The 2,705-nt window shown below is 74.3% G+C and carries 4 protein-coding genes; all 4 read right to left on the bottom strand.

Annotated features, from left to right (window positions below):
- On the bottom strand, positions 1-733 hold a 733-nt coding region (locus PROKR_RS26190; RefSeq protein ID WP_036969625.1), incomplete at its 3' end, for a methionyl-tRNA formyltransferase.
- 4 nt (positions 734-737) lie between these two features.
- On the bottom strand, positions 738-1,700 hold the full coding sequence (locus tag PROKR_RS26185) for a hypothetical protein (RefSeq protein ID WP_036969623.1): 963 nt from the start codon (positions 1,698-1,700) through the stop codon (positions 738-740).
- A 112-nt stretch (positions 1,701-1,812) separates the two neighbouring features.
- Positions 1,813-2,472 carry an HAD family hydrolase gene (locus PROKR_RS26180; RefSeq protein ID WP_084800686.1) on the bottom strand — a complete coding sequence of 220 codons (660 nt, stop codon included), beginning with the start codon at positions 2,470-2,472 and terminating at the stop codon, positions 1,813-1,815.
- A partial coding sequence (locus PROKR_RS36300) for a hypothetical protein (protein ID WP_036969620.1) occupies positions 2,469-2,705 on the bottom strand: 237 nt, incomplete at its 5' end. The genes PROKR_RS26180 and PROKR_RS36300, both read right to left, overlap by 4 nt.

The following is a 2,705-nucleotide window of genomic DNA, read 5'->3' as shown; positions in this document are numbered from 1 at the left end:
CGAGGCCCAACCGCGAGCCGTCCGGCAGCACCGTCCACGCCCCCGGCGCGGGCGTGCAACCGCGCACCAGGCGGTCGACCGCGAGCGCCGGGTCGGTCCAGATCACGCGGGCGTCGTCGGTGGTGAGCTTGGGGGCCACGGAGACGCCGTCGGCGGGCTGGGGCTGGGGCTGGAGGGTGCCGTCCTCGAGGGCGTCGAGGGTGGACACAAGGAGCTGGGCGCCGGAGCCGGCGAGGCGGGCCAGCAGGTCGCCGGACGTGTCGGTGGGCCGGATGGTCTCGGTGGTGGTGCCGAGCACGGGGCCGGTGTCCATGCCCTCGTCGAGCAGGAACGTGGTGGCGCCCGTGACCTCGTCGCCGGCGATGACGGCGCGCTGCACGGGGGCGGCGCCGCGCCAGGCGGGCAGCACGGAGAAGTGCAGGTTGACCCAGCCGAGGCGGGGTACGGCCAGGACGGCGGGGCGCAGGATGTGGCCGTAGGCGACCACGGGGGCGGCGTCGATCTCCAGCTCCTGGAGCATGGCCACGAACTCGTCGCCGCGCGGGACGTCGGTGATGACGTGCAGGCCGGCCTCCTCGGCCCGTGCCCGCACGGGGCTGGGCGTGAGCTTGCGGCCGCGGCCCGACGGCGCGTCGGCGCGGGTCAGGACGGCGACCACCTCGTGGCGCGAGCCGAGCAGGGCCTCCAGGGAGGCGACGGCGGGTTCAGGGGTTCCGGCGAAGAGAAGACGCACCAGGTCAGTCTAGGTGCGCCGCCTCGCTCACCGCGGCCCGGCGCCGGGCGACGAGCACCACACCCCCGGCTGCGGTCAGGGCCGCGAGCGCCACGACGGTGGCCGTCCCTGCCGTCAGGGCGTCCGGTCCCGTCAGGGGCTGCCCGCGGAGCGCCTGCCAGGCCAGCAGCAGGACGACGGCGAGGGCGGTGGCGCCGGCGACCTGTACCAGGCGGGTGCGGTCGCAAACGGTGAGCCAGGCGGCGGGCAGTGCGGCGAGCAACCAGGCGACCAGGGGCAGCGCCTGCATGGCGTGGATGCCGACGAAGTGGGCGACGCGTAGGTCGCCGCCCACGGTGGACCAGCCGAGCACGGGCAGGCCGGGCCCGCCGTCGACCGGGCCGACGGTGTGCGCGCCGACCAGCACGCGGTCCCCGCCCGCTCGGACGGCGTCGAGCTGGGCGGGGGTGGGGTCGGTCATGAGGAAGGCGACGGCCATCCCGGTCACGGCGACCACCAGGCCGGCGCGCAGGCCCCAGGCGAGCACGGGGTCCTCCAGCCGCTGGGCGAGCAGCACGACGGCCAGCACCACGTTGGTGGCCCACAGCGTGGCGACGGCGCCCGCCATGGCGAAGTAGATGGTCTGGTCCAGCGGGGTGCTGACGTTGAAGTGGCTGCGCAGGCCGCGCGCCGCCTGCACCATGATCAGCGCCTGCTCGATCAGCAGCGCGACGGCGACGATCCAGGAGACGGCGGCGACGAGGCGTCGTCGGCCGCGGACGAAGGTGAGGAACCAGACCAGCGTGAGGCTGTAGACCGAGATCGAGACAGCGAACTTCGCGGGCTTGAGCCAGGTGGGCTCACCGAGCACCTGGCGCGGGTCGGCCACGAGCCCGACCAGGCACACCAGGAGCACCGCGACGGTCATCAGCCCGGTCAGGGCCAGCGGCGGGTTGGTGCGGACGGTCCGCACGAGCAGCGAGGTCATCTCCGGAGCGTGACACCGTCCGGGGCGGTGCCGGGAGATGATTCGCCGGTCGCCGAAGCCCTGCTGCGGTGCCGACCGAGGACCTCTGCCGTGCTGGACCGGGACCGGCCGGCTACTCCGCGACCGGCAGCCCCAGGGCGCGCAGGTCCTGGCGCAGGGTCTCGGTGTCGGTGAACACGACACCGTGGAACCCGACGCCGCGGGCGGCGTCGACGTTCACCGTCTTGTCGTCCACGAAGACGGCACGGGACGGGTCGACGCCGAACCGCTCGACAACGAGCTCGAAGATGCGCCGGTCGGGCTTGGCCATGCCCTCGCGGCCCGAGACGATGACGTCCTCCATGAGCCCGATCGCCGGCGCGGCGGGCTCGGCGCTGTGGAAGGTCTCGGCCTGCCAGTTCGTCAGCCCGTACAGGCGCAGGCCGAGGCCCTTGAGCTCGGCCACGAGCTCGGCCGAGCCCTCGATCGGCCCTGTCAGCGACAGCTCGTAGTGCTCCACGTACCGGCGCAGGTCCTCGACGTGGTCGGGGTGGGTGCGCCCCACGCGCTCCAGCAGCACCGCGTACGGTGTGCCGGCGTCGGCGGCGTGGTTGATCGAACCGAAGTCCACCGCCTCGAAGAACGCCTCGATCTCGGCCCGGGGCCGGCCCGTGTAGGGCCCGAAGGGGTCCCAGCCGATCAGGACGTTGCCGAAGTCGTACACGACCGTGTCGATCACGGGGGCGTCGATCACGGGGGCGTCGGTGAGGGGCAGGGGGTCGGCTGCGGTCACAGCATCTCCTTCGGGTCGAGCTGAACACGGACGGTTCCGCCCTCGCGGCGGGCGGAGCGGACGGCGAGGCTGGCCTTGAGCCTACGGGCGAGCTCGTCACCCTGGGCGAGCGGTACCCGCAGCACGGTGCGCACGGGCAGGTCGAGCGCCTGGAACCCGGCCGTGCTCCCACCCGCGCTCCGACCCGCACCCCCACCAGCGGCCCCGCCCTGCTCCCGGCGGCCCGACGGCGC

Origin of the sequence: Promicromonospora kroppenstedtii DSM 19349, assembly GCF_000515355.1 — a bacterium.
GTDB lineage: Bacteria > Actinomycetota > Actinomycetes > Actinomycetales > Cellulomonadaceae > Promicromonospora > Promicromonospora kroppenstedtii.
Note: the sequence above shows the minus strand (reverse complement) of the source record. Positions and strands in the feature narration are given on the sequence as shown.

What these genes read in the sequence shown, in the direction of transcription:
- PROKR_RS26185 (WP_036969623.1), bottom strand. Translation starts at nt 1,700, where the DNA reads ATGACCTCGCTGCTCGTGCGGACCGTCCGCACCAACCCGCCGCTGGCC.